This window comes from Promicromonospora sp. NFX87 (assembly GCF_048564965.1).
In the GTDB taxonomy this organism is placed as follows: Bacteria; Actinomycetota; Actinomycetes; order Actinomycetales; family Cellulomonadaceae; genus Promicromonospora.
Genome location: NZ_CP183413.1, coordinates 2,203,016 through 2,227,883 on the forward strand (window position 1 = coordinate 2,203,016; position 24,868 = coordinate 2,227,883).

General features: G+C 71.7%; 25 protein-coding genes. 15 read left to right on the forward strand and 10 right to left on the reverse strand.

Annotated features, from left to right (window positions below; genetic code table 11):
* Positions 1-165 precede the first annotated feature (165 nt).
* Positions 166-840 carry a hypothetical protein gene (locus ACNYC2_RS09790; RefSeq protein WP_419706816.1) on the forward strand — a complete coding sequence of 225 codons (675 nt, stop codon included), beginning with the start codon at positions 166-168 and terminating at the stop codon, positions 838-840.
* A gap of 33 nt (positions 841-873) precedes the next feature.
* Here the strand turns inward: ACNYC2_RS09790 and poxB are convergent, their stop codons facing one another.
* Positions 874-2,607: a ubiquinone-dependent pyruvate dehydrogenase gene (gene poxB, locus ACNYC2_RS09795; protein WP_419706817.1), complete on the reverse strand. Its 1,734-nt coding sequence runs from the start codon at positions 2,605-2,607 to the stop codon at positions 874-876.
* 81 nt (positions 2,608-2,688) lie between these two features.
* Complete coding sequence (locus ACNYC2_RS09800) at positions 2,689-3,720, reverse strand: ArsR/SmtB family transcription factor (protein ID WP_419706818.1); 1,032 nt, start codon at positions 3,718-3,720, stop codon at positions 2,689-2,691.
* Positions 3,721-3,805: 85 nt separating this feature from the next.
* On the opposite strand from ACNYC2_RS09800, the gene ACNYC2_RS09805 reads away from it, so the two are divergent.
* On the forward strand, positions 3,806-4,180 hold the full coding sequence (locus ACNYC2_RS09805; protein ID WP_419706819.1) for a cupin domain-containing protein: 375 nt from the start codon (positions 3,806-3,808) through the stop codon (positions 4,178-4,180).
* 77 nt (positions 4,181-4,257) lie between these two features.
* On the forward strand, positions 4,258-4,635 hold the full coding sequence (locus tag ACNYC2_RS09810) for a YciI family protein (RefSeq protein WP_419706820.1): 378 nt from the start codon (positions 4,258-4,260) through the stop codon (positions 4,633-4,635).
* A gap of 67 nt (positions 4,636-4,702) precedes the next feature.
* Here the strand turns inward: ACNYC2_RS09810 and ACNYC2_RS09815 are convergent, their stop codons facing one another.
* Positions 4,703-5,179, reverse strand: a complete 477-nt coding sequence (locus tag ACNYC2_RS09815) for an Lrp/AsnC family transcriptional regulator (protein WP_419706821.1) — start codon at positions 5,177-5,179, stop codon at positions 4,703-4,705.
* Between the two features lie 137 nt (positions 5,180-5,316).
* Here ACNYC2_RS09815 and pdhA point away from each other — a divergent pair, with 137 nt between their 5' ends.
* From pdhA to ACNYC2_RS09835, 4 genes are all read left to right on the forward strand, one after another.
* Positions 5,317-6,396: a pyruvate dehydrogenase (acetyl-transferring) E1 component subunit alpha gene (gene pdhA / locus ACNYC2_RS09820; protein ID WP_419707811.1), complete on the forward strand. Its 1,080-nt coding sequence runs from the start codon at positions 5,317-5,319 to the stop codon at positions 6,394-6,396.
* Complete coding sequence (locus ACNYC2_RS09825) at positions 6,393-7,397, forward strand: alpha-ketoacid dehydrogenase subunit beta (RefSeq protein WP_419706822.1); 1,005 nt, start codon at positions 6,393-6,395, stop codon at positions 7,395-7,397. The genes pdhA and ACNYC2_RS09825 overlap by 4 nt, the downstream gene beginning before the upstream one ends.
* Complete coding sequence (locus ACNYC2_RS09830; protein ID WP_419706823.1) at positions 7,394-8,782, forward strand: dihydrolipoamide acetyltransferase family protein; 1,389 nt, start codon at positions 7,394-7,396, stop codon at positions 8,780-8,782. Before ACNYC2_RS09825 ends, ACNYC2_RS09830 begins: the two co-directional genes overlap by 4 nt.
* A 202-nt stretch (positions 8,783-8,984) precedes the next feature.
* On the forward strand, positions 8,985-10,817 hold the full coding sequence (locus ACNYC2_RS09835; RefSeq protein ID WP_419706824.1) for a DUF222 domain-containing protein: 1,833 nt from the start codon (positions 8,985-8,987) through the stop codon (positions 10,815-10,817).
* A 204-nt stretch (positions 10,818-11,021) separates the two neighbouring features.
* Here ACNYC2_RS09835 and ACNYC2_RS09840 read toward each other — a convergent pair whose 3' ends face one another.
* From ACNYC2_RS09840 to paaZ, 3 genes are all read right to left on the reverse strand, one after another.
* Entirely contained in the window at positions 11,022-11,462 is a 441-nt protein-coding gene (locus tag ACNYC2_RS09840; RefSeq protein WP_419706825.1) for a PaaI family thioesterase, read from the reverse strand.
* A gap of 4 nt (positions 11,463-11,466) precedes the next feature.
* Positions 11,467-12,126, reverse strand: a complete 660-nt coding sequence (locus ACNYC2_RS09845; protein WP_419706826.1) for a TetR/AcrR family transcriptional regulator — start codon at positions 12,124-12,126, stop codon at positions 11,467-11,469.
* A gap of 107 nt (positions 12,127-12,233) precedes the next feature.
* Complete coding sequence (paaZ, locus tag ACNYC2_RS09850) at positions 12,234-14,288, reverse strand: phenylacetic acid degradation bifunctional protein PaaZ (RefSeq protein WP_419706827.1); 2,055 nt, start codon at positions 14,286-14,288, stop codon at positions 12,234-12,236.
* A 131-nt stretch (positions 14,289-14,419) separates the two neighbouring features.
* On the opposite strand from paaZ, the gene paaA reads away from it, so the two are divergent.
* The 8 genes from paaA to ACNYC2_RS09890 all read left to right on the forward strand — a co-directional run bounded on the left by paaA (position 14,420) and on the right by ACNYC2_RS09890 (position 20,846).
* A complete protein-coding gene (paaA, locus tag ACNYC2_RS09855; protein WP_419706828.1) occupies positions 14,420-15,409 on the forward strand; it encodes a 1,2-phenylacetyl-CoA epoxidase subunit PaaA in 990 nt (329 codons plus the stop codon).
* Positions 15,406-15,717 carry a 1,2-phenylacetyl-CoA epoxidase subunit PaaB gene (gene paaB / locus ACNYC2_RS09860; RefSeq protein ID WP_419706829.1) on the forward strand — a complete coding sequence of 104 codons (312 nt, stop codon included), beginning with the start codon at positions 15,406-15,408 and terminating at the stop codon, positions 15,715-15,717. Before paaA ends, paaB begins: the two co-directional genes overlap by 4 nt.
* A 44-nt stretch (positions 15,718-15,761) precedes the next feature.
* The gene (gene paaC, locus ACNYC2_RS09865) at positions 15,762-16,739 is read left to right on the forward strand and encodes a 1,2-phenylacetyl-CoA epoxidase subunit PaaC (RefSeq protein WP_419706830.1); all 978 of its coding nucleotides are present in this window, start codon (positions 15,762-15,764) and stop codon (positions 16,737-16,739) included.
* Complete coding sequence (paaD, locus tag ACNYC2_RS09870) at positions 16,739-17,257, forward strand: 1,2-phenylacetyl-CoA epoxidase subunit PaaD (protein WP_419707812.1); 519 nt, start codon at positions 16,739-16,741, stop codon at positions 17,255-17,257. The genes paaC and paaD overlap by 1 nt, the downstream gene beginning before the upstream one ends.
* A gap of 1 nt (position 17,258) precedes the next feature.
* Positions 17,259-18,314, forward strand: a complete 1,056-nt coding sequence (gene paaE, locus ACNYC2_RS09875) for a 1,2-phenylacetyl-CoA epoxidase subunit PaaE (RefSeq protein WP_419706831.1) — start codon at positions 17,259-17,261, stop codon at positions 18,312-18,314.
* A 31-nt stretch (positions 18,315-18,345) separates the two neighbouring features.
* Positions 18,346-19,089 carry an enoyl-CoA hydratase/isomerase family protein gene (locus ACNYC2_RS09880; protein ID WP_419706832.1) on the forward strand — a complete coding sequence of 248 codons (744 nt, stop codon included), beginning with the start codon at positions 18,346-18,348 and terminating at the stop codon, positions 19,087-19,089.
* Positions 19,086-19,970, forward strand: a complete 885-nt coding sequence (locus ACNYC2_RS09885) for a 3-hydroxyacyl-CoA dehydrogenase family protein (protein WP_419706833.1) — start codon at positions 19,086-19,088, stop codon at positions 19,968-19,970. The genes ACNYC2_RS09880 and ACNYC2_RS09885 overlap by 4 nt, the downstream gene beginning before the upstream one ends.
* 84 nt (positions 19,971-20,054) lie before the next feature.
* Complete coding sequence (locus tag ACNYC2_RS09890) at positions 20,055-20,846, forward strand: enoyl-CoA hydratase/isomerase family protein (protein ID WP_419706834.1); 792 nt, start codon at positions 20,055-20,057, stop codon at positions 20,844-20,846.
* Between the two features lie 164 nt (positions 20,847-21,010).
* Here the strand turns inward: ACNYC2_RS09890 and ACNYC2_RS09895 are convergent, their stop codons facing one another.
* The 4 genes from ACNYC2_RS09895 to ACNYC2_RS09910 form a co-directional block, all read right to left on the reverse strand.
* The gene (locus ACNYC2_RS09895; protein WP_419706835.1) at positions 21,011-21,877 is read right to left on the reverse strand and encodes a metal ABC transporter permease; all 867 of its coding nucleotides are present in this window, start codon (positions 21,875-21,877) and stop codon (positions 21,011-21,013) included.
* Positions 21,874-22,680 (reverse strand): metal ABC transporter ATP-binding protein, encoded by an 807-nt coding sequence (locus tag ACNYC2_RS09900; protein ID WP_419706836.1) that lies wholly within the window; start codon positions 22,678-22,680, stop codon positions 21,874-21,876. The genes ACNYC2_RS09895 and ACNYC2_RS09900 overlap by 4 nt, the downstream gene beginning before the upstream one ends.
* Entirely contained in the window at positions 22,677-23,543 is an 867-nt protein-coding gene (locus ACNYC2_RS09905; protein WP_419707813.1) for a metal ABC transporter substrate-binding protein, read from the reverse strand. The genes ACNYC2_RS09900 and ACNYC2_RS09905 overlap by 4 nt, the downstream gene beginning before the upstream one ends.
* 168 nt (positions 23,544-23,711) lie before the next feature.
* The gene (locus ACNYC2_RS09910; RefSeq protein ID WP_419706837.1) at positions 23,712-24,764 is read right to left on the reverse strand and encodes a LacI family DNA-binding transcriptional regulator; all 1,053 of its coding nucleotides are present in this window, start codon (positions 24,762-24,764) and stop codon (positions 23,712-23,714) included.
* Between the last annotated feature and the right edge of the window lie 104 nt (positions 24,765-24,868).

A 24,868-nucleotide genomic window follows, 5' to 3' on the forward strand; every position in this document is an offset into this window, starting at 1 on the left:
ACAGGAAGGAGCAAGGACGTGCCGAAGACGAGGAGCAGGCCGCGGAACGCGCCGCACCGCGGGCCGAACGCCGCGGCACGTCCGTCGAGCCGGGGCGGTGCCGGCCGCCCCGGAACCCGGTCGCCGGTGCCCACGAGGCGCCGGCGGCTGGGGCGGGGGGCCGCGGTGGCAGCCGTTCTGGGGGCTGCCGCCGTCGCCCTGCTGGTGGTGCTGCTGGTGCTGCGCCCGTGGGAGGGCGAGGCGCCGGCGGCGGGCGGGTTCGACGTCGACCCCGCCCGCGTGGCCGAGCTGGAGGCCGCGGAGGCGGAGCGGGCGGTCGAGAACCTGGCGGCGGCGGGGGAGCTCGCGGTCTCCGCCCAGGAGCGGCTCCTGCCCGTGATGGACGGGCTGTACGGGACGCTGCCGACGGGGGAGGGCGGGTCTGCGGACGGCGACTCGGAGGACGGCGTGACGCCACCGACGTCGGCCGAGCTGGACGAGTGGCGCGCCGTCGTCGACGAGGTAGCCGCGGAGACGGAGGCGCTGCCGACCGGATCGTCCGAGCACAACATCGTCCGCAACGGGCTGGTGCTCTCGACCCGGCTGCTGGGCGACACGCTCGACGTCCTGGAGCTGGCTGCGGCGGACGGCTCGGCGAACGACTCGGCGGACGGCTCGGCGCGGCTGTACGACGTCGCCGGCGACCTGCGCACGCGGGCGGTGGACGCCTGGGCGGTGGCCGCGGTCCAGCTCGACCTGCAGCACATCGAGGCGGACCGCGGTCACCTGCACGCGTTCCTGCCGCTGCACTCGGGCATGAGCGCCGAGGGCGAGGCGGAGATGTCGCACGGCGACCACTGAACCGTCCGCGCGGGAGTGAGACGGGCGCGGCGATCAGTCGAACAGCCGCCGGAACACGTTGGTGTCGGCCAGGTCGACGAGCTCGTCGCCGCGTCCCGACAGGATCGTGCGGATCGCGTACAGCGTGAAGCCCTTGACCTGCTGGGCGGTGATCGCGGGCGGGATCGACAGCTCCTGCTGGGCCGTGACGACGTCGACCAGTGCGGGCCCGTCGTGCTCGAACGCCGCGCGCAGCGCGCCCTCCAGATCGTCCGGCCGCTCTACCCGCTGACCGTGGATGCCCATCGCATTGGCGACGTCCGCGAAGCTCGGGTTGTCGAGCTGGGTGCCGAAGTTCACGAAGCCCGCGGCCTTCATCTCCACCTCGACGAAGTTGAGGGACGAGTTGTTGAACACCACGATCTTCACGGGCAGCTTGTTCTGCCGGACGGTCAGCAGCTCGCCCAGCAGCATGCCGAGGCCGCCGTCCCCGGACAGGGCGATCACCTGCCGCCCCGGGAACGTGGACTGGGCGCCGATGGCGTGCGGCACGGCGTTCGCCATCGTGCCGTGGCTGAACGAGCCGATCAGGCGGCGCCTGCCGTTCATCGTCAGGTACCGGGCCGCCCAGACGACGGGGGAGCCGACGTCCGGGATGAACACCGCGTCCTCGCTCGCCAGCTCGCTCACCAGGCGCGCGACGTACTGCGGGTGGATCGGCTCGCGGTTGCGGTCGTTGTCGGCGAGGTCGTCGAGGTCCTTGCGCGTCCTCGCGTAGTGCTTGAGCGCGGAGTCGAGGTGCTTGCGGTTGGTGTGCTCGTCGAGCAGGGGCAGCAGCGCGTCGACGGTGTCGCCGACGTCGCCCACCAGCCCGAGGTCGATCGGCGTGCGCCGCCCGAGCTGCTCGCCCCGGACGTCGACCTGCACGATCTTCGCCTTGGACGGGTAGAACTGCTGGTAGGGGAAGTCGGTGCCGAGCATGAGCAGCGCGTCGCAGCTCTCCATGGCGCGGTAGCCCGAGGAGAAGCCCAGCAGGCCGGTCATGCCGACGTCGTACGGGTTGTCGTACTCGAGGAACTCCTTGCCGCGCAGCGCGTGCACCACCGGGGCCTTGAGCCGTTCCGCGATCGCGAGCACCCGCTCGTGCGCGCCCTCGGTACCGGCGCCGCCCAGGATCGTCACCTTCTTCGCCGCGTTCAGGATCTCGGCGGCCTGCCGCAGCTCGGTGTCGCGCGGGCGGACGACGCTCTGCGCCGCCCGGATCGGCGCCGACTTCCTGCGGCCCGCGCTCTCGGCGAGGAAGATCTCGCCGGGGATGACGACGACGGCGACACCGCGCTTCTCGACGGCGGTGCGCATGGCGATCTCGAGCACGCGCGGCAGCTGCTCGGGCATGCTCACCAGCTCGGTGTAGACGCTGCACTCGCGGAACAGGTCCTGCGGGTGCGTCTCCTGGAAGTAGTTGCTGCCGATCTCGGCTCCCGGGATCTGCGCCGCGATCGCGAGCACCGGCACCCGGCTGCGGTTGGCGTCGAAGAGCCCGTTGATCAGATGCAGGTTGCCCGGCCCGCAGCTGCCCGCGCAGACGGCCAGCTCTCCGGTCAGCGCGGCCTCGGCGGCCGCCGCGAAGGCCGCCGCCTCCTCGTGCCGCACGTGCTGCCACGCGACGCCGTCGCTGGTCCGGATGGCGTCGGTGAAGCCGTTCAGCGAGTCGCCGGGCAGGCCGTAGACCCGTTCCACGCCCGCATCCTTGATGATCTCGACGATCGTGTCAGCGACATTGGTCATGACGTGCGCCCCTTGGTCCGCTCGGTCTGTTGCGCTGTCCGTGCGACGTTACCGGCGATGACGCGCGCATTCATGTCGGCGTCAGTTCACGCCCGCGAGCGCCTCGCCCAGCGGGGTGCGGGTGTGCAGGACGCGGACGCCGTTGCGGCGGCTGTCGATCAGGCCGGCGTCGCGCAGGACCGTGAGGTGGTGGGACGCCGTCGACACCGCCAGGTCGGTCAGCGCCGCGCACTCGGAGGTCGACAGGGGCTGCTGGAGCTCGAGTACGAGGCGGGCGCGGGTCGGCCCGAGCAGGGCGGAGAGGGCGGCGAGGGCGTCCGCGCCGTCGCGGTGCCAGGTCTCGGACACCCCGTGGGCCGGGTAGAAGATCGTCGGTTGCGCGGGGCGCTCGGTCAGCACGGCGCAGCCGCGCGTCGCCATCATCACCGAGGGGACGAGCACCAGGCCGGTGCCGCCGCAGTCGACGATCTCCTCGTGCTTGCGCATCTGGACGCGCACAATCTCGTCGGCCCAGGTCACCGTGGAGTGCAGGGTGCTCGCCATCTCCGCGAGCCCGGCGTCGCTGCTGCGGCGTGCGCGGACACCGATGTCGGCCCGCAGCAGGCGGAGCATCTGCGGCCAGACGGGCGCGAGCAGCGTGTCCCAGACCTCCTGCCAGGCCTCGACGATGACCTTCCGGGCGTGGTCCGGTGCCGCGATCAGGTCGCGGATCTCCTGCTGCCGGGCGCCGGTCGAGCGGAGCACCATCTTCTCCAGGTCGAACCGGAGCCGTTCGTCGGGGACCTCGCGCAGCCGTTGGGCCTCCTCCTCGGGAGTCATGTCGCCCGACGGCGTCGCGGTGAGGAAGTCGGGCATGTAGCCGTCGACGCCGCTGATGACCGCCATCAGGCGGAAGGCCTCGGTGGGTGGCTTGCCGCTGCTCTCGACGCCGGCGTGGGCGCCGGCCTGGACGCCGGACTGGACGCTGCGGAACCAGCCCCAGTGCAGGGGCGCACTCTGCGGGCGAAGGACGGTGCGCACGGCGTGCACGAGCTCGTGACCAGGGGAGATGCCGAACCGCACCGCTGAGATGTCGCTGGAGCCGAGCCGGAACTCGACGAACTTTCGATCCACGTCGAAAGCGTAGTCAGTGGGTGCGCGGGCGGCGGAGAGTAGGGCTCATCAGGACGCAGTCTTCACCCGAGAGGAAGTACCCATCATGAACAGCTCCGCAGCCGCTACCACCCCAGGCACCGCAGCGATCCCGGCCGACGAGATCCGCATCGGAGAGAGCCGCACCCTCCGGTTCGAGGGCGCCCGGTACGGGTCGAACGTGTCGTTCTTCCTCGTCACGTCGGACCCCGGCCAGGGTCCGGGCCTGCACCGGCACCCCTACGACGAGACCTGGTCGGTGCTGGAGGGCGAGGCGACCATCGTCGTCGGCGACAGGACGTTCGTGGCCCGGGCCGGCGACACCGCCGTCGCCCCCGCCGACACCTGGCACCGCTTCACCAACACCGGCACCGGGACGCTCCGGATCGTCTGCATCCACGCCTCCGCCGTGATGATCCAGGAGAACGCGTCCGAGGCCTGATGAGTTTCCTTGCCTCGTCTCGTCAACAACACGAATAGTCGGACCGACAGCCAGACCGAGCAGAACGGAGCAGTCCCATGACCCAGTACTTCCTGACCCTCCCGCACGACAGCGCCGAGGAGCCGACGATGGAGTCGATGCAGGAGATGGATCCGGCCGAGCTGGAGGCGGTGTTCGCCGCTGTCGGCGCCTTCAACACCGCGCTGACCGAGTCCGGGGCGCTCGTCACCGCGGGCGGCCTGCAACCGCCGTCGACGGCGATCACCGTCAACGCCTCGGGCGGCGATATCGAACGCGTTCCTGGTCCGTTCGTGGAAGCGCCCGAGTACGTGGGCGGCTTCTGGATCATCGACGTCGCCGACGAGGAGACCGCGCTCGGCTGGGCCGAGAAGGCCTCCGCGGCCCTGCAGTCCCGCATCGAGGTCCGCGCCCTCCAGGAGACCCCGGACCAGTAAGCCCCGTTGCCGTTGAGTGCTGGCTATTCGCCCTCAAGAAGGACCTGAGGGGGCGAATACCCAGCACTCAACGGTGTCGCGGGGACGGGCCTGCCGGGATCGGCTCCTCGAACACCAGCAGCGTGTGCGTGTTGAGGATGCCCTTCATGCCCTGGATCTGGTCCAGGATCAGGTGCCGCAGGTCGGCGTTGTCCCGCGCGCGGACGAGCAGGACGAGGTCGAACTCCCCGCCGACCAGCCCGATGTGGTCGACGCCGCGCAGGGTGCGCAGCTCCTCACGGACCGAACGCCACTCCGCCTGCTCCAGGTTGACCGTGACGTAGGCCGACGTGCCGAGCCCGGCGAGCACCGGGTCGATGTCCGCGCTGTACCCGCGGATGACGCCGCTGGACTCGAGCCGCTGCACCCGCGCGTAGGCGTTGGCCCGTGAGATGTGCAGCTTCTCGGCCAGCGATCGCATGGACATCCGGCCGTCATGGCGGAGCTCGTCGACGATGCGTTGGTCGACGTCGTCGAGGCCCGGTGCCACTTGTCTCGCAGCCACGCCCTCAGCCCCTTCGCCGCTGGACATTTGGATCGCATGACCTGCCCATTGCTGGACGGTTTCTCGGATCCTCGCCGTTGATGGATTCCGAATAGAACCTTGACGAGTATATCTCTATGACAAGTGACGTGGATCGCATGTTGCCGTCGAGGACGCCGGTCATGCTGCTCGGTCCGGACGGCCGTCCGACGGCCGCCGGCGCCGCGCACCTGCCCGCGGACGACGAGCTGCTCCGAGGGTTCGCGGGCATGGTCGCCGCCCGCCGCTTCAACGACCAGGCCAGCGCGCTCGTCCGCCAGGGGCGCCTCGCGGTCTACCCCTCCTCCCACGGCCAGGAGGCCTGCCAGGTCGCCGCCGCGCAGGTGCTCGACGCCGAGGACTGGCTCTTCCCGACCTACCGCGACACCGCCGCCGTCGTCGCGCGCGGGGGCGACCCGGTCGAGGTGCTCGGCCTGCTCAAGGGCGACTGGCACTCGGGGTACGACCCCTACGAGCTGCGCATCGGTCCCCTGACGACGCCTCTCGCCACGCAGCTCCCGCATGCCGTCGGGGTGGCGCACGCGGCCCGGCTGCGCGGGGAGCGCACGGTCGTGCTGGCGATGTGCGGCGACGGCGCCACGAGCGAGGGCGACTTCCACGAGGCCCTGAACTTCGCCGCCGTCTTCCACGCGCCCGTCGTGTTCTTCGTCCAGAACAACCAGTACGCGATCTCGGTGCCGCTGGCCAGGCAGTCGGTCGCCCCGTCGCTGGCGCACAAGGGCGTGGGCTACGGCATCCCGGGGGAGCAGGTGGACGGCAACGATCTCGCTGCCCTCCTCGACGTCCTGTCCGGGGCGGTCGCACGGGCGCGGGCAGGGGAGGGGCCCCAGCTCGTCGAGGGGCGCACCTACCGGATCCAGGCCCACACCAACGCCGACGACGCCACCCGCTACCGTGCCGACGACGAGGTCACCGCCTGGGCGGCCAAGGACCCGCTTGTCCGGCTGGAGGCCTACCTCCGCGCCGAGGGCATCCTCGACGACGCCCGCGCCGCAGCCCTCACCGAGGCCGCCGAGGAGGTCGCCCGGCGCACGCGGGACGGCATGAACCGGGACGTCGAGCCGGACCCCGACGACCTGTTCCGCTTCGTGTACTCGCGGCCGACGCCGCAGCTCATGGAGCAGCTCGCCGTCGTGCACGACGAGCTGAGCCGAACCGAACTGGAGGCCCGCCCATGACCGCCACCGCCGTCGCGCACGAGACGCTCAGCACCGCGCAGGCGATCAACCGGGCGCTGCACGACGCGATGACCGAGGATCCGTCGGTGCTGGTGCTCGGGGAGGACGTCGGCCCGCTCGGCGGCGTCTTCCGGGTCACCGACGGCCTCACCGCGAAGTTCGGCGAGGACCGCTGCTTCGACACCCCGCTGGCGGAGGCCGGGATCGCGGGTTTCGCCGTAGGCCTGGCCATGAACGGCATGCGTCCCGTGATCGAGATGCAGTTCGACGCCTTCGCCTATCCCGCCTTCGAGCAGGTGGTCAGCCACATCGCCAAGATGCGGAACCGCACGAGGGGCCGCGTCGAGCTGCCGCTCGTCATCCGGGTCCCGTACGCGGGTGGCATCGGCGGGGTCGAGCACCACTGCGACTCGTCCGAGGCGTACTACGCGCACACACCCGGCCTGCACGTCGTCGCGCCGTCGAACCCCTCGGACGCCTACTCGCTGCTGCGCGAGGCGATCGCCTCGCCGGACCCGGTGGTCTTCCTCGAGCCGAAGAAGCTCTACTGGGCGAAGGGTGACGTCGCCCTGGGCGGCGACCGCGAGCCGGGCATCGGCACGGCCGTGGTCCGGCGCCAGGGCACCGACGCGACCCTCATCGCCTATGGGCCCGCCGTGCCGGTCGCCCTGGAGGCCGCCGAGGAGGCCGCGCGCGAGGGCCGCAGCTTGCAGGTCGTCGACCTGCGCTCGATCGTGCCGTTCGACGACGCCACGGTCTGCGCGGCCGTCGAGTCCACGGGGCGCGCCGTCGTCGTCGCGGAGGCCGCGGGCTTCGCGAGCGTCGCGTCCGAGATCGCGGCCCGGGTGAGCGAACGCTGCTTCCACTCGCTGTCTGCGCCGGTGCGGCGCGTGACCGGGTTCGACATCCCGTACCCGCCGCCCAAGCTCGAGCACCTCCAGCTGCCGTCGGTCGACCGGATCCTCGACGCCGTCGACGACCTCCAGTGGGAGGACGCATGACCACCACCGCGACCGAGCAGACCTTCCTGCTGCCCGACCTCGGCGAGGGGCTGACCGAGGCCTCGGTGGTGCAGTGGCTGGTCGCGGAGGGGGACGTCGTCACGGTGGACCAGCCCGTGGTGGAGGTCGAGACGGCCAAGTCCGTCGTCGAGGTGCCGAGCCCGTACGCGGGCCGGGTCGGCGTGCTGCATGCCGCCGAGGGGGAGCTCGTCGAGGTGGGCAGGCCGCTGATCACTATCGCTGTCGGGGTGGAGGCTGCTGGGGCCGCCGCTGTGCTGGCGGCCGGGGTGGCCGCCGAGACCTATCGCGAGGAGGAGCGGGCAGGCTCCGGCAACGTGCTCATCGGGTACGGGACCTCTGCGCACCCCGGTTCGGGCCGACGGCGGCGGCCGCGCGCTGGCCGGTCGACGGCGGCCCCTGCCGTTGTGGCGCCTGCCGTCGCTGCAGCTCCGGTCGTCGCTGCGCCCTCGGGTGTCGGCCCGGTGAAGGTCATCTCGCCGATCGTCCGGCGGCTCGCCCGCGAGGCGGGACTGGACCTGCACGCGATCGCGCCGACCGGGTCCGGCGGGGTCGTCACCAGGTCCGACGTGTGGACCGCCATCGAGCGGGCGCGGCAGGCATCGTCGCCGGTTCCGGCGAAGGCACAGGCTCCGGCCGCCGTCGTGCCGACCGCTCCCGCCGCCGTCGCAGCCCACGGCGAGCGGCGCATCCCGCTCAGCGGCTTCCAGAAGACGGCTGCCAAGGTGCTGTCGCGGAGCCGCGCGGAGATCCCCGAGGCGACGGTCTGGGTCGACGTCGACGCGACAGCGCTCTGGAGCCTGCGCGAGGCCGCCCGGACTCCCGACGATCCGGGACCGGGCCTGCTCGCCTACGTCGCGCGGTTCGTCGTCGCCGGACTCAAGGAGTACCCGGTGCTCAACTCCAGGCTCGACGTGGAGCGCGACGAGATCGTCATGCCCGGCGTCATCAACCTTGGCGTCGCCGTCCAGGGCCAGCACGGGCTGGTCGTGCCGGCGGTGCTCGACGCCGGCTCGATGATCACCACCGAGCTCGACGTGGCCCTCCGCGACCTCGTCGCCCGCGCCCGCACGGGCAAGGCGACCACCGAGGAGCTCACCGCAGGGACGTTCACGCTGAACAACTACGGCGGGTTCCGGGTCGACGGCAGCGCGGCGATCATCAACCACCCGCAGGTCGCGATGCTGGGCCTCGGCCGCATCATCGACCGCCCGTGGGTGGTCGACGGCGAGATCGTGCCGCGCAAGATCACGCAGATGTCCTTCGTCTTCGACCACCGCGTCTGCGACGGCGGGACGGCGGCGGGCTTCATGCGCTCCGTCGCCGACGCCATCGAGAACCCTGCGGCGGCGATCGTCCGTCTTTGACGGGGTCTCTGCCTGTGTGTCGCTGAGCTGTGGCGCCCAGCGGCGCGGTCCGCGAGGTCCGAGAGCCGTCCACCTGCTGCGGTGAAGAGTTATCCACAGATTTGATATCTGGCAAGCGGATCGTACGAATGTTCGAGATAATAGGTACAGCGAGGAAGTCAGAACTAGAGGCAAGTGATCGAGTCGGGCGGGGGTGGGAACGGTGGAGCAGACGACGAACAACGGACCCGCCGGTGGCCTGCCTGCAGCGGCCTCGATCGAGGACGTGCTGGCCCGGATCGAGAACGAGATAGACCACCTCACCGCCCTGACGGACCCCGAGACCCTGACCGGGTGGGACGCCCCGACGGTCACCCGGCTGGCCGAGGCGCATACCCGGATCCGCCAGCTGACTGGCCGGTTGGACGGGGTCCGCTACACCCTGCTGCCCCGGATCGAGAACGAGGGCTCGTGGCGCTCGGGTGGCGCGGCCCGCACGTTCACGACCTGGCTCCGGCTGCGCGAGGGGATCTCCGCGTCGACCGCGGGTAAGGACATGACGATCGCCCGCCGTCTCGCCACTGCGCTGCCCGTGACGCGGGAGCGGCTGGTCGCCGGAACCCTGGGTGTCGACCACGCCCGCGTAATGACCGAGGTCGCACCCACCAGTGAGACCCGTACCGACGCACTGGCGTGGTTGATCGATAACCGCACGGGTCACACCACCACACCGGAACAGTTCGTCCAGTCCGTCGCGGTCGACTTCCCCGACCCAGTAGACGACCCCGACGGGTCACGTACCCGTGAGCTGGTCACCCAGGTCCTGGAGACCGCGATCACGGAGGGGACCTTGGTCACGGGTGAGGGCGTCGTCCTGCGTGAGGCTGGTGTGCTCAATGCGGACCAGTTCCGGAAGGTGGCCCGCCGGTTCGCGACCATCATCGACCCCGACACCGACGACCTCGACGACGACAAAGCCGCCCAGGGCGAGTTCCTGGACCTGGCCAAGACGTTCGGCGGGTACCACGTCGCCGGGTTCCTCACCGACGAGCACGGCCTGCAGCTCACGACCGCGATCAACGCGGTCCTGGGCGCACCGTCAGCGGAAGACACCCGCACCACGACGCAGCGCCGGGCACAAGGCCTGGCTGACGTCGCCCGGGTGGTGCTGGACACCAACCAGGCCTCCCCGGGTGCGGCGATCGCGCCGCACCTGAACGTCACGGTGTCCTGGAACGAGTTCGTCACCCAGGTCACCAGGACCCGGGACGGCCTGTGCCTGACCTGCGGCCAGGCCACGCCAGCACGCGGCAACCGCCCGGGCGTGGGTCCGAGCATGCCGGGCACCAGCACCAGCACCAGCACCGGCACGAGCACCGGCACCAACAGCGGCACCGGCACGGGTGCGGGTGCGGATGTCGGTGCAGGGCCGGTGAACACCGGCCCAACGGCCGGAAGCTCGACCGGTAGCCCGGCGGGAAGCCCGAGTGGAAACCCGGGCGGGAGCCTCACCGGAAGCCCGGGTGGAGGCTTGGGTGGCTGGAGCGCCGCGGCTACGACCGTGTCCGGGTTCTTGTCCTCCGGTGGTCCGGTGTTCACCGAGACCGGCGGTCGCGCACCACGAGCACTCGTGCGCCGCCTGGCGTGCCACAGCGCGATCACCCGGATCGTGTTCGGACCCGACGGCGCCGTCCTGGACGTCGGACGCGCCCAACGCACCGTGTCGGGACAGATGCGCCGTGCCGTCATCGCCCGCGACCAGCACTGTGTCTACCCAGGTTGCGATCAGCCGCCGTCACGGTGCGAGGTCCACCACGCGATCACCCACTGGGCCGACGGCGGCGACACCTCAGTGACCAACAGTGCGTTGCTGTGCTGGTACCACCACCAGCTTGTCGACACCAAGGGCATCACCATGCACTGGACCGGCAAGGCCACCACCGACACCACGGCCGGTGCTCTGCTGGAGACCGGGTGGGCCTTCACCGACGCCCGCGGGCACCGCATCCGTCTACCCGAGTCCATCGAAGCCACACCACCAGCCGATGCCGCCTGACTGAGCGACCGACTGTCTGACCGACTGTCGGACCGACTGACCGACTGACCGACTGACCGACTGACCGACTGACCGACCGACTGACCGACCGACTGCCTGACCCAACGGGCGGACCCGGCGGCTCCGCCCAGCCGGGGAGCCCCGTCGGAAGGGCGGGCAACTGGCGACGTATTCAGGTCCGTCGGCAGTACGACCCGAAGCGTGTCAGCGCGGCTCGATCAGCTGGTTGGTGATGCGGGCCGTGCAGATGCGGCGGCCCTGCTCGTCCGTGACGACTATCTCGTGGGACGTGATCGTCCGGCCGAGGTGGACCGGCGACGCCGTGCCGGTGAGGGTCCCGTCCGTCGCGCCTCGGTGATGCGTGATGTTCAGGTCCACGCCCGCGCACACCTTGCCCAGCGTGCTGGCGTGGATCAGCGCGCACCATGATCCCAGCGCCTCGGCGAACGCCGCCGTCGCGCCGCCGTGCAGGCGGCCCAGCGACTGGGTGTTGCCCGCCACCGGCATGGTGGCCACCACCCGCTGCGCCGACTGCTCCAGCACGCGGATACCCAGCTTCTCGTCGAGGGTGCCCAGCGTGATCGTCCACGGCTTCGTCGCCTCGCCACCGGTCGTCGGATCGCCGGTCATGCGGTCGCTGGTCATGCCGTCACCGTACGACGCCGTCCCGCACCGGCCCCAGGCCCTCGAAGAGAACGCTGGAGATCGTGCTGGCCAGCGCGTCGGCGGGCAGCGGCCCGCCGGGCCGGTACCAGTCGGCGAGAGAGTTGACCATGCCGAAGATGAGCCGGCTGATGACCTCGGGGTCGACGTCGTCGCGCAGGTCGCCCTCCGCGGCGGACTGCCGGACCAGCACGGCCAGGCGTTCGTCGATGTGCCTGCGTCGTTCCATCGCCGAACGCTCCAGGTCGCTGTTGCCGCGGACGCGCAGCAGGAGCGTGACGGCGGGCAGGTTGTCGGCGAGGATGCGCACGGCCGCCTCGACGGTGGTCCGCAGGCGGACGGAGCTGGGCTCGCCGTCCGTCGCGACCGACGCCGCCTCGACCGCCTCGCTCAGTCCCTCCAGCGCCTCGTCGAGGGCGGCCGCGAGCAGCGCCTCCTTGCTGACGAAGTGGTGGTAGACCGCCGACTTGGTGACGCCCAGCTCGGCGGCCAGGTCGCTGATCGACGTCGCGTCGTACCCGCGCTGGTTGAAGAGCGCGATCGCCGTCCGGAGCACCGCCTCGCGGTCGTGACCGGGGCGCCCGCGCGGACGGCGGACGGGCGCGCCCGCCGACATCGAGTCTGCCGCCGTCGCATCTGTGGTCATGGCGTCATCGTCCCAGACGAGGGAGGTCTGGCCGTGGAAGCGACCCCAACACACTGCACGCGACACGCCGACGGAGGCGTGCAGTGTGTCGGGGCGGTTCCGGGTCGTCAGCCGTCGGTCCCGCTGGCAGTCTTGGCGACCAGCGTCAGCACGTCGTACGTCGCCACCAGCTCGTCGTCCTGGTTGGTGACCGTCGCGTCCCAGCGCACCTCGCCGTAGTCGGCGGAAGATCGGGGCGTGATCTGCTTGACGGTCAGGCTCACCCGGATGGTGTCGTCCACCTTGACAGGGGTGAGGAACCGCAGGCCGTCGACGCCGAAGTTGGCCAGCACCGGGCCCGGATCCGGGTCCACGAACAGGCCGGCGGCCAGGGACACCACCAGGTAACCGTGCGCCACGATGCCGCCGAAGAACGGGTTCGCAGCGGCGGCCTCCGGGTCCGTGTGCGCGTAGAACGTGTCCCCGGTGAACTCCGCGAAGTGGTTGATGTCGTCGAGCGTGACGGTCCGCGTCGCCGTCTCGATGGTGTCGCCGATGCGCAGCTCCGCGAGCGACTTGCGGAACGGGTGCACGCCGTCGAGCACGCGGCGCGAGCCCGTGGTCCACCGGCCCGTGACCGCGGTGAGCATGTCGGGGGAGCCCTGGATCGCGGTGCGCTGCATGTGGTGCAGGACGGCGCGCACCCCGCCCAGCTCCTCGCCGCCGCCGGCGCGGCCCGGGCCGCCGTGCACGAGCATCGGCAGCGGGCTGCCGTGGCCAGTCGACTCGGCGGCGTCGTCGCGGTCGAGGATCAGCAGCCGGCCGTGCCAGGGGGCGAGCCCGCGGGCCACCTCGCGCGCGACCTGCGGGTCGTGGGTGGCGAGCGAGGCAACGAGGCTGCCCCGGCCGCGAGCGGCGAGCTCGACCGCCTCGGAGACCGACCCGAAGGTGAGCACCGTGGCAACTGGTCCGAACGGCTCCACGTCGTGCGGCTCGGCCGCGCCGGGGCGGGCCCGGAGCAGGACGGGGGAGAGGAAGGCCCCGCGTTCGGCGTCGGCGCCCACGACGTCGACGTGCGCCGGGTCGCCGTACACGATGTCGGCCGAGGTGCGCAGCGCCTCGATGGCCTTACGTACCTCGTCGCGCTGGCCGAGGCTCGCGAGCGCGCCCATCCGGACGCTCTCGTCGGCGGGGTCGCCGACGGTGATCCTGGCCAGGCGGGCGCTGATCGCCTCGACCACCGCGTCGGCAACCGGCTCCGGGACGATGACGCGCCGGATGGCCGTGCACTTCTGGCCGGCCTTGACGGTCATCTCGGTGACGACGCCCTTGACGAACAGGTCGAACTCGGGGTCCTCGGCCGTCACGTCGGGGCCGAGGATCGAGCAGTTCAGCGAGTCGGCCTCGACGCCGAGGCGGACGCCGCGGTGCAGCACGGTCGGGTGCTCGCGCAGGATCGCGGCGGTGTGCGCCGAGCCGGTGAACGCGACGGCGTCCTCCTCGCCGAGCTCGTCCAGCAGCGTGCCCGCGCTGCCGCAGACGAGCTGCAGGCTGCCCTCGGGCAGGATGCCGGAGGCGATGATCTGCCGGACCACCGCCTCGGTGACGTACGCCGTCTGGCTGCCGGGCTTGACGATGCTGGGCAGGCCCGCGAGGAACGCGGGGGCGAGCTTCTCGAGCATGCCCCAGACGGGGAAGTTGAAGGCGTTGATCTGCACGGCGACGCCGGGGCGCGAGGTGTACAGGTGCTGGCCCACGAAGGTGCCGCCCTTGCCGAGCGGTTCGAGCGCGCCGTCGAGCACCACGGTGTCGTTCGGGAGCTCGCGCTTGCCCTTGCTCGCGAAGCTGAACATCGTGCCGATGCCGCCGTCGATGTCGACCATCGAGTCGCGCCGGGTGGCGCCCGTGCGGAGCGAGAGCGCGTAGAAGTCGTCCTTGAACCCGCTCAGGTGCAGGGCGAGCTCCTTGAGCAGCGTCGCCCGCTCGTGGAACGTCAGCCGCCGGACGGCGGGGCCGCCGACGTCGCGGGCGTGGGCGACCAGCGCCGCGAAGTCGAGGCCGCGGCTCGAGACGCGGGTGACCTCCTGGCCGGTGACGGCGTCCAGCACCGGTTCGCCGTCGTCCGTCCCGCGGAACCAGCGGCCCGCGACGTAGCTCTCCAGCTGTGTGCTCACTGTACGCATCCCCTCGGAACGACCGATCGGCAGTGATCGGTGTCGGCCAGCCCGGGCCGTTGTGCAACCCGGTGCGGCTGTGTCAATCTAGTACAGAACGATCGGTCAGTAAATAGTCGCAGCCATGCCCTGGAGGTGCCATGTCGATAGTCGCCGAGCCCGAGCTCGAGGCGCGCTTTCAGGCCGTGATCGACCGCAAGGACCGCATCGAGCCCCGCGACTGGATGCCCGACGCCTACCGCCGGACGCTCGTGCGGCAGGTCGCCCAGCACGCCCACTCCGAGATCATCGGCATGCAGCCGGAGGGCGGTTGGATCGGCCGCGCACCGTCGCTGCGGCGCAAGGCGATCCTGCTGGCCAAGGTGCAGGACGAGGCGGGGCACGGCCTCTACCTCTACTCCGCGGCGGAGACGCTCGGCGTCTCGCGCCAGGAGCTCACCGAGATGCTGATCAGCGGCCGGCAGAAGTACTCCTCGATCTTCAACTACCCGACGCTCTCGTACGCGGACATGGGCACCATCGGCTGGCTGGTCGACGGCGCCGCCATCTGCAACCAGGTGCCCCTGTGCCGCACCTCGTTCGGTCCCTACGGGCGGGCCATGATCCGCATCTGCAAGGAGGAGTCCTTCCACCAGCGGCAGGGCTACGAGCTGCTGACGACGATGATGCGCGGCACCGACGAGCAGCGCGCCATGGTCCAGGAGTCGGTGGACCGGTTCTGGTGGCCCTCGCTGATGATGTTCGGCCCGCCGGACGACGAGTCGCCCAACACCGCGCAGTCCATGGCGTGGGGCGTCAAGACGCACACCAACGACGAGCTGCGCCAGCGCTTCGTCGACATGAGCGTGCCGCAGGCGAAGGCGCTCGGGGTGACCCTGCCCGACCCCGACCTGGTCTGGAACGAGGAGCGCGGCGCGCACGACTTCGGGCAGCCGGACTGGGCCGAGTTCTGGGAGGTCGTCAAGGGGAACGGCCCGTGCAACGCCCAGCGCGTGGCGCACCGCAAGAAGGCCTGGGACGACGGCGCCTGGGTCCGCGAGGCGGCGCTCGTTTTTGCGGTGCACGACGGCGGCGCGGGCGGCCCGGTCCCCGAGGCGGGCGTCACCACCGAAGAGACGGAGCGAGCATGACCAGTTCAGGCACGAGCAGCCAGATCCGCGGCGAGTGGCCGCTCTACGAGGTGTTCGTGCGCGGCAAGCGCGGCCTCAACCACGTGCACGTCGGTTCGCTGCACGCGCCGGACGACCAGCTCGCGCTGCGCCACGCCCGCGACGTCTACACGCGCCGCAACGAGGGCGTGAGCATCTGGGTGGTCCGCTCGTCCGCCATCACGGCGTCCAGCCCGGACGAGAAGGACCCGCTCTTCGCGCCCAGCGGGGACAAGGTCTACCGGCACCCGACGTTCTACGAGATCCCCGCCGACGTCCCGCACATGTAGGGCCTCGCACCTGTACCCCTCAGTACCTGTAGGGAGAGCACGACATGCCTGACGTCCGGACGCACGAGCCCGACGACCACGACAGCGCCTACTCGGGGCTGCTCGTCAACGACGCACACTGGGCCTTCGGGACCGACTTCGAGGACCCGCTCGCCGGTGTGGACACCACGGTGCCCGACGGCGTGGACCCGGTGACGCTGGCGACCTACTGCCTGATGCTCGGCGACGACGCCCTGGTGCTGTCCCAGCGGCTCGGGGAGTGGTGCAGCAACGCGCCGGACCTCGAGGAGGACATCGCGCTCTCCAACATCGCGCTCGACCTGCTCGGCCAGGCGCGGCTGCTGCTCGCCCGGGCGGCGGCCGCTGATCCTTCGCAGGTACCCGCCCTGCCCGACGGCTCGCCGGTCCCGGACGAGGACCGGCTGGCGTTCTTCCGCGACGCCCACCAGTTCCGCAACGTGCGGCTCGCGGAGGTCCCCAACGGCGACTTCGCGCAGACCGTCGTCCGGATCCTGCTGTTCTCCTCGTGGCGCCTGGCGCTCCTCGACCGGCTGTCTGACCGGCTGACCCAGAGCCGCGACGCCGTGCTCGCCGCCGTGGCCGCCAAGGGCGTCAAGGAGCTGACCTACCACCGCGACTTCGCCGGGCGCTGGTTCCTGACCCTGGCCCGCGGCACCGAGGAGTCGCGACGCCGGCTGCTCGCCGGGCTCGACGAGCTCTGGCCGTACTGGTCCGAGCTCTTCGAGACGCACGACGTCGAACGGGCCGCCGCGCTGTCCGGCGTCGGCGTCGACCCGGCGGAGGTCGCCGCCGACGTCGAGGCGGTGCTCGACCAGGTGCTCACGGCGAGCGGCGTCGACCGGCCCACGCTGCCGCCGACCCCGCTGCCGTCCGCCGGGGCCCAGGGGCACGATGCGCACCCGGTGCACCAGGGCCGCGACGGCGACCACACCGAGGCGCTCGCCGAGCTGCTCGCCGAGCTGCAGGTGGTCGCCCGCGCGCACCCCAGGGGGCAGTGGTGATCACTGTTCTCGACCGGGACCGCGCCCTCGCACGCGCACGCGAAGCCGCCTCCGCCGTCGTCGACCCGGAGCTGCCGATGCTCACACTGGCCGACCTCGGCGTCCTGCGCGAAGTCAGCGTCGGCGAGGACGGAGCAGTCGTCGCCGCGATCACGCCCACCTACTCCGGCTGCCCCGCCATGGCCGCGATGCGGGACGACCTCGTGCGCGAGCTGCGCGCCGCGGGCTTCACCGACGCGCGCGTGCGGGTGGTGCTCGAACCCGCCTGGACCACCGACTGGATCACGCCCGCCGGGCGGGCGGCGCTCGCGGCCGCCGGGATCTCGCCGCCCGGGCCCGCGCCGCGCCGGTCCGGCCCGGTGCCGCTGCGGCTCACGCCCACGCGGCGCGCCGTCCGCTGCCCGCGGTGCGGGTCGGACGACGTCGTGGTCGGCTCGGAGTTCGGCTCCACCGCCTGCAAGGCGCTGTACCGCTGCCAGGCCTGCCTCGAGCCCTTCGAGCACGTGAAGGAGATCTGACGTGACCGCCACGTTCCACACGCTCACCGTGACCGACGTCGAGCAGCTCACCGACGACGCGGCCGCCGTCACGTTCGACCTGCCCGACGAGCTGCGGGACGTCTTCGACTTCGCCGCCGGCCAGTCGCTGACGCTGCGGCGCACCGTCGCCGGCGTCGAGCAGCGCCGCAGCTACTCCATCTGCGCGCCCGCGGGCAGCGCGCCGCGGATCGGCGTCCGCGAGGTTCCCGACGGCCTGTTCTCGACCTGGCTGGTGCGGGAGGTGCGGCCCGGCGACCGGGTGGAGGTGCTGCCGCCGAGCGGTAGCTTCCGGGCCGACCCGGCGCAGGGCGGGCGGCACCTGTGCATCGCGGCGGGTTCGGGCATCACGCCGATGCTCTCGATCATGGCCACCGTGCTCGGCAACCCCGACGCGCGGGTGACGCTGCTCTACGGCAACCGCACCACCAGCTCCGTGATGTTCGCGGAGGAGCTCGCGGACCTCAAGGACGCCCACCACGACCGGCTGGACCTGGTCCACGTCCTGTCCCGGGAGCCGCGCGACGTCGAGCTGTTCTCGGGCCGGCTCGACGGCGACCGGCTGCGCGACCTGCTCACCCTCGTCGTGCCCGTCGGCGACATGGACCACGTCTGGCTCTGCGGGCCGTTCGGCATGCTCACCGAGGCCCGCGCGGTGCTGGCGGAGCTCGGCGTGCCCGCCGAGCGGGTGCACTTCGAGCTCTTCTGGGTCGACGAGCCCCCGCCCGAGCTGCGGCATCCGGACCGGGTGGTGGACGGCGCGACGAGCGAGGTGACCGTGATCCTCGACGGCCGGTCGACGACCAGCGCGATGTCGCAGGACAAGCGGCTCCTCGACGCCGCGCAGGAGGTCCGCGCCGACCTGCCCTTCGCGTGCAAGGGCGGGGTCTGCGGCACGTGCCGCGCGAAGGTCTGCGCGGGCGAGGTCGACATGGTGCGCAACTACGCGCTCGAACCGGAGGAGGTCGCCGCCGGGTTCGTGCTGACCTGCCAGACGTACCCGGTCAGCGACGAGGTCACCGTGGACTTCGACGCATGACCGGGCTGCGACGCATGAACGGCTTCGACGCATGACCGCGCCGTTGCTGGTCGAGGAGCACGACGACCGGGTGGTCCTGCGGCTGAACCGGCCGGACGTCCGCAACGCGATCGACCGGGCGATGGTCGAGGCCCTGCACGCAGCGTGCGCCGCGCTGGAGGCCGCGCCGCGGGTGGCGCTCCTGATCGGCGCCGGCGGCACCTTCGCCGCGGGGGCGGACATCGCCCAGCTCCGGGAACGACGGCGGGACGACGCGCTCGCCGGGATCAACTCCGGCGTCTTCGAACGGGTCCGGAAGCTGCCGATGCCCGTGATCGCGCTGGTCGACGGGTACGCGCTCGGGGGCGGCGCGGAGCTCGCCTACGCCTGCGACTTCCGGATCGGCACCCCCGCGACGAAGATCGGCAACCCCGAACCAGGCCTCGGGATCCTGGCCGCGGCCGGCGCCGCCTGGCGGCTCAAGGAGCTCGTGGGCGAACCCCTGGCCAAGGAGGTCCTGCTGGCCGGCCGGGTGCTCGACGCCCAGGAGGCGCTCGCGGTGCGCCTGCTCAACGAGGTGGTCGACGCCGGCGACCTCGAACCCGCCGGGCACCGGCTCGCCGACCGCATCGCCGCCCAGGCGCCGCTCGCCGTGCGGCTCACCAAGTCCGTCCTGGACGCGCCGCGCGACGCGCACCCGCTCGTCGACGACATCGCGCAGGCGGTGCTGTTCGAGACCCAGGAGAAGACGGACCGGATGACGGCGTTCCTCGAGCGCAGGAAGGGGAAGCGATGACCACGGAGACCTCGAGTACCCCGGGCGCGCCCAGCACCGACGTCGTCCCGCGGACCGTCGGCGTGTACGGCGGCGGCCGGATGGGCGGCGGGATCGCCCACGCCTTCGCCATCGCCGGGGCGGCCGTCACCGTGGTCGAGAACGACGCGACCTCGGCCCGGGCGGCCCGCGAGCGGATCGAGGCGAGCCTCGCCAAGGCGGCGGCCAAGGGTGCCAGGGAAGCCAAGGGCGCACGGCCCGCCGGCACGTTCGAGGTGGTGACCGACGCCGCGGCCCTGGCCGGGTGCGCGCTCGTCGTCGAGGCAGTGCCCGAGCTCGTGGATCTCAAGCACGACGTGCTGCGGCGGATCGCCGCCGTCGCCCCGGACGCGATGGTCGGCAGCAACACGAGCTCGCTGTCGATCGATGTCCTGGCCGAGGCGCTGCCCGACCCGTCCCGGCTGGTCGGCCTGCACTTCTTCAATCCCGTCCCGGTGAGCGGCCTGGTCGAGGTGGTGGTCGGACGGCGGACCGCGCCCGGTCTGGTCGAGTCGGCCCGCGGCTGGGTCGCCGGCCTGGGCAAGACCGCGATCACGGTCCGGGACTCGCCGGGCTTCGCCAGCAGCCGCCTCGGGGTCGCGATCGCGCTGGAGGCGATGCGCATGCTGGAGGAGGGCGTGGCCGACGCCGCCGACATCGACACGGCGATGACGCTGGGCTACCGGCATCCGGTGGGCCCGCTGCGCACCACCGATATCGTCGGGCTCGACGTGCGGCTGAACATCGCCGAGCACCTCGAACGCGAGCTGGGGCCACGGTTCGCGCCCCCGCAGGTGCTCCGGGACAAGGTCGCGGCCGGTGACCTGGGACGCAAGACCGGCAAGGGTTTCTACACGTGGTGACCGACCGACTGTCAGACCCACAGGTCACAGGGGTGACCCCTGTGTCTGACAGATCCGCACAGGTTTGACTCTGGAGGAGTTGTTATGACCGAGACCCCCGTCGTCGTCGACCGCAGGGACGCGGTGGCGACGATCACGCTGGACGACCCCGAGCACCGCAACGCGCTGACCGCCGCGGCCAAGGTGATGCTGCGCGACGCCGTCGCGGACATCGCGGCCGACGAGCAGGTGCGCGCGGTGGTGCTCACGGGGTCGGCCAGGGCGTTCTGCCTGGGGCAGGACCTCGGTGAGCACGCGAAGGCCCTGGAGGACGGCGCGGAGTCGGCGTTCGCGACGGTCCGCGAGCACTACACGCCCATCGTCCGGAACCTGCTGACCATGCCCAAACCGGTGATCGCCGCGGTGGGCGGCACCTGCGTCGGCGCGGGGCTCGGCCTCGCGCTGGCCTGCGACCACCGGGTCTTCGCGGAGGGAGTCAAGCTGGCGACCGCGTTCGCCGGGATCGGGCTGACCTTCGACACGGGCCTGTCGGTCACGCTGCCGCGCGCGGTGGGGGACGCCCGGGCGAAGGAGCTGATGCTGTTCGGGCGCACCTTCACGGCGGAGGAGGCCATCGCCTGGGGCATCTCGGGCGAGACGGTGATCGCCGAGGACGTCCTGCCCAGGGCCGTCGACCTCGCCAGGCAGCTCGCCGCCGGGCCGACCGCCGCGTTCGCGCAGAGCAAGCGCCTGATCGGGCACGCGCCGGGCCTCAGCCTCGACGAGGCGCTCGAGGCAGAGGCGCTCGGCCAGATCGCGTGCGGCGCGACGCGCGATCACGCGGACGCCGTCGCCTCGTTCCTGAACCGCGAGGTGCCGGTCTTCACGGGCCGGTGAGCGGGCGGTTGCTGCGCACGCTGCGTGACTTCGGTCCGTTGCCCTGAGATCGGTCAATCAACCGACCGATCTCAGGGCAACGGACCGAAGTCACGAGCCAAACCGTGCAAGGGACCGAAGTCACGAGCCGCGCGGCGGCTGCGCGGGAGGTCCGCGGCGCTGGCTCAGCTCGCGACGGCGATCCGCCGTCGGGCCGCGGGCAGCTTGCTGATCAGACCGTGCCGCGGGCTGAACAGGTAGACGAGCAGGAACGCGGCGCCCTGCACGAGGACGACGAGCCCGCCCGAGGCGGCGTCGAGCCAGTAGCTGAGGTAGATGCCCACCACCGAGCAGGCCGCCGACAGCACGGGCGCGATCACGAGCATGCGCCCGAACCGGTCGGTGAGCAGGTGCGCGGTGGCGCCGGGGATGATCAGCATCGCCACGACCAGGATCACACCGACCACCTGGAGGGCGACGACGGCGGTCAGCGCGAGCAGCCCGAGCAGCAGAGCCCCGAGGAACCGGGGCGAGAGCCCTATCGCGTGGGCGTGCATGGGGTCGAACGCGTACAGCGTCAGGTCGCGGCGCTTGAGGACCAGGATCACGAAGGCGATCGTGGCCAGGACGGCGATCTGGATCAGGTCGGGGTTGGAGACGCCGAGGATGTTGCCGAAGATGATGTGGTTCAGGTCCGTGTTGCTCGGCGTGACGGAGATGAGGACGAGGCCGAGCGCGAAGAGGGTCGTGAACACGATCCCGATCGCGGCGTCCTCCTTGATCCGGCTCGTGCCGCGGATCGCGCCGATGAGGGCGACGGCGAGGAACCCGAACACGAGGGCCCCGAGCGCGAACGGCGCGCCGAGCACGTAGGCGATCACCACCCCGGGCAGGACGGCGTGGGAGACGGCGTCGCCCATCAGCGACCAGCCGACCAGCACGAGCCAGCACGAGAGCAGCGCGCAGACGACGGCGGCGATGACCGTCGTCGCGAGAGCGCGGACCATGAAGTCGAACTGCAGCGGCTCCAGCAGGAGGTCGAGGAGGCTCATGCGGATCCCTCCCTGTCGAAGTTCCTGTCGCGGTCTCTGTCGGAGTCTCGGTCGAGCACGTCCAGCCCGAACGCGCGGGCCAGGTTGTCCGGCCGCAGCGCCTCCGCGACCCCGCCGTGGAACAGGACCCGGTGCAGCAGGAGCACCGCCTCGTCCGCGAGCCGGGGGAGGGCGTGCAGGTCGTGGGTCGAGACCAGGACGGTCCGGCCGTCGTCGGCGAGCTCCCTGAGCAGCCGCACGATCGTGGCCTCCGAGCGTTTGTCGACGCCGGCGAAGGGTTCGTCCAGCAGGAGGATCCGCGCGTCCTGAGCGATGCCGCGGGCGACGAACGCGCGCTTCCGCTGCCCGCCCGAGAGCTGCCCGATCTGCCGGTCGGCATAGCCGGTGAGCTCGACCCGCTCAAGGGCCTCGGCGACGGCGGCGTGGTCGGTGTGCCGGGCCCGCCGGGTCAGGCCCTGACGGCCGTAGCGACCCATCATGACCACGTCCCGGACGGAGACGGGGAAGGCCCAGTCGACGTCCTCGCTCTGCGGCACGTACCCGACCGCGCCCTGCTTGCGGGCCGCGACCGGGGCGGCGCCGTCGATCAGGACCGTTCCGGTGTCGGGGCGGACCGTCCCCATGATCGCCTTGAACAGCGTCGACTTGCCCGACCCGTTCATCCCGACGAGCCCGGTCACCCGGCCGGGGGCGACGCGAAGGGTCACGCCGTCCAGGGCCACCACCTCGCCGTAGCGGACGACGACGTCGGACACCTCGATGGCCGGGGTCCGGCTTGCTGGAGCCTGGTTCGCGGGGATCATGACTCGCTCCCGGTGAGGGCGTCGACGATCGTCGTGGCGTCGTACCGGATCAGGTCGAGGTAGGTTGGCACCGGCCCGTCGGCCGCGGAGAGCGAGTCGACGTAGAGGGTGCCGCCGAACGCCGCGCCGGTCGCCTCGACCACCTGCTGCATGGGCTTGTCGGAGACCGTCGACTCGCAGAACACCGCGGGGACGTGATTGGTCTCGACGAACTCGATGGCCGAGGTGATCTGCTGCGGGGTGGCCTGCTGCTCGGCGTTCACGGGCCAGATGTACTGCTCGGTCAGCCCGGCGTCACGCGCGAGGTAGGAGAACGCGCCCTCGCAGGTCACCAGCGCGCGCTGGTTCCCCGGCAGGGCCGACAGCCCCGTGACGAGCTCGTCCTGCACCTTCTGCAGCTTCGCCTGGTACGCGGCGCCGTTGGCCTCGTAGTCGGCGGCGTGCGCCGGGTCGAGCTCGGCGAACGCGTCGACCATGTTGTCGACGTAGAGCTGGACGTTCACCGGGCTCATCCACGCGTGCGGGTTCGGCTTGCCCGCGTAGGCGTCCTCCGTGATGTCCAGCGGCTCCACGCCGTCGGACACGACGACGTGCGGCACGTCCACCGACTCGACGAACTGCCCGAACCACGACTCGAGGTTGAGCCCGTTGTCCAGGATCAGGTCGGCCTCGGACGCCTTGGCGATATCGCGCGGCGTCGGCTCGTACCCGTGGATCTCCGCGCCGACCTTGGTGATCGACTCGACGCGTAGATGGTCGCCGGCCACGTTCTGCGCGACGTCCGCGAGCACGGTGAACGTGGTCAGCACCACGGGCCGGTCGTCGGCCCCCGAACCCTGCGCCGAGGCCGCGCATCCGGACATGGCCCCCGCGACCATGGCCATGACCATGGGCAGTGCGAGGCGGGCGGCGGCGACGGCGCGGCGAGTGCGGGGCATGGCACGACCCTAAAAGTTCGGACACCCGAACACAAGCGCTCGCAGACCCAAACTTCCGCCCGCGGCGGTCGTGAACGTGTGGATGGAGACAGATCAAGCCGGCCCAGGGATCTCGCCCGAGCCGCGCACGACGAGGCGGGTGGGCACCACGACCTGCCGCGCGGCGCTGGTGTCGCCCTCCAGGTGCGCGAAGAGCCGCTCCGCCGCGAGGCGGCCGATGCGGTCCGGGTCCTGCGCGATGGTCGTCACCGCGGGCTTCATGAGGTCGCCCGTCTCGACGTCGTCGAACCCGACCAGGGCGATGTCGTTCTCCCGGCCGAGCTGCTGCAGGGCCCGGATGGTGCCGATCGTGATCAGGTTCTGGCTCGAGAAGATCGCGGTCGGCGGGTCGGGGAGCGCGAGGAGCGTGCGGACGACGGCGGTGGCGCTCGCGTCGTCGTGCAGGCCGAGCACCATCAGGGCGGGGTCGGCGTCGATCCCGGCCGCGGCGAGCTCGGTCAGGTAGCCCTCCCGGCGCAGGCGCGCCGTCTCTATGCGTTCGAGGTCGCCGAGGAACGCGATCCGCCGGTGCCCGTACGAGACCAGGTGGCGGACGGCGTCGCGTGCGCCGTCGACGTTCCCCGTCACGACGCAGTCGGTCTCTATGCCGTGCGGCGTCCGGTCGACGCACACCAGCGGCGTCCCGCGGTCGACGTGCACCCGCAGGTACGACTGGTCGTCCCGGACCGGCGTGACGATGAACCCGTCCACCCGGCGCCGGGCGAGCGCGGTGACCGCCCGCAGCTCCGCGGCCGGGTCGTCCTCCAGGCTCGCCGCGAGCACCGCGTACCCGTACTCGGTGGCGACCCGCTCGATCGCCCGGTGCACCTGCGCGGCGAACGGGTTCGCGACGCTGGAGACCAGGAGGCCGAGGGTGCGGGAGCGGCCGTCGGACCGGCGCAGGTTGCCGGCCTGCAGGTCCGGCTCGTAGTGCAGGTCCGCCGCGGCGCGGTTGACGCGCTCGGCGGTCGCGGGGGAGACGTTGGGCTCGCCGTTGATGACCCGCGAGACGGTCTTGATGCCGACGCCGGCGACACGCGCCACGTCGCGCATCGTCGGCCGCCGCTGGCGCACCGCCGGCGAGGAATCGTCTGACACCGATGTCATATCTGGACCGCTCCTTTGCGTTGTTGCCTTGACCCTACCGGCACTTTCGGTTAAACATGGACCTGACAACGTTGTCGGGCAACCGGCCCCACGAAGGAGTTCGA